The 1,204-nt window shown below is 48.6% G+C and carries 1 protein-coding gene; it reads left to right on the top strand.

Annotated elements, in window-relative coordinates:
• Window positions 1-1,150 (top strand): aldehyde dehydrogenase family protein (locus tag AS194_RS01885; RefSeq protein ID WP_058023793.1); only part of this gene is annotated, 1,150 nt, incomplete at its 5' end.
• Window positions 1,151-1,204 lie beyond the last annotated feature (54 nt).

Genomic DNA, 1,204 nt, shown 5'->3' with positions numbered 1-1,204 from the left:
TAAACCCGTTGCACAAGCCAAGGGGGAAATCGGTCTGGTCGCTGAGATCTATCGTTACTATGCAGACAATGCTGAGCAGCTACTCGCGCCGAATACCATTGACGTTGATTCAGGATCAGCTTCGGTAGAAAAACGTCCTGTTGGCGTTCTACTCGGTATCATGCCGTGGAATTATCCGCATTATCAAGTGGCACGTTTTGTCGCGCCAAACTTTATGGCAGGTAATACTATTATCTTAAAGCACGCGCCTCAATGCCCTAAGACTGCAGAAGTTATCGCTGATATGTTCAAAGAGGTCGGCGTACCTGAAGGTGTTTATAACAATATCTTTGCCACCAACGAGCAGGCAGCGACTATTATTCATGACAAGCGTGTACAAGGTATCTCACTCACTGGCTCTGAGCGCGCTGGACAAGCCGTTGCCAAAGAAGCAGGCGGCGCACTCAAAAAAGTCGTGTTGGAGCTTGGCGGCTCCGATGCCTTTATCGTTGCAGCAGATGCCGACATCAAACAAGCGATAAAAGGCGCGATCTCTGGTCGTTTTGGTAATGCCGGCCAAGCCTGTAACGCCGCCAAACGCCTAATCGTGCTTGAGTCTGTCTATGACAAGTTCGTTGAGGGCTTTACCGATGCTGTACGTGGTATGACATTGGCCGATCCTCTTGATGAAAAAACCTTTATCGGCCCAATGTCTTCAAAGGCTGCCGCGGTCAATCTGCAAGCGCAGTTAGATAGTGCCGTTGAAGCAGGCGCGACGGTCCTAGTAGAAGGTGGACTGGTCAAAGATAAGCCTGGTGCATGGTTCAAACCTGCGGTACTAACAGATGTCACTGAATCAATGGATGTCTACCGTGAAGAGTTGTTTGGTCCTGTCGCCGTCGTCTACAAGGCTCGTGATGTCGATCACGCTATCAAGATTGCTAATGATGTGCCTTTTGGTCTTGGTGCTTCTATCCAAACGCAAGATGCTGCCCTAGCTGCTGATATTGCTGATAAATTAGAAGTGGGCATGGTCACTATCAACGCGCCGTCTGGTACCGAAGCCAATACCCCATTTGGCGGCGTTAAACGTTCAGGATTTGGTCGCGAGCTTGGTACGCTTGGTATCACTGAGTTCTTAAACTATAAGCTTATCCGTGATAAGTCTTAATCGTATAAGCACTTGATTGTATGCACTAAAAAAGCCTAACGTTTGACGTTAGGC

This window comes from Psychrobacter piscatorii (assembly GCF_001444505.1).
GTDB lineage: Bacteria > Pseudomonadota > Gammaproteobacteria > Pseudomonadales > Moraxellaceae > Psychrobacter > Psychrobacter piscatorii_B.
Note: the sequence above shows the minus strand (reverse complement) of the source record. Positions and strands in the feature narration are given on the sequence as shown.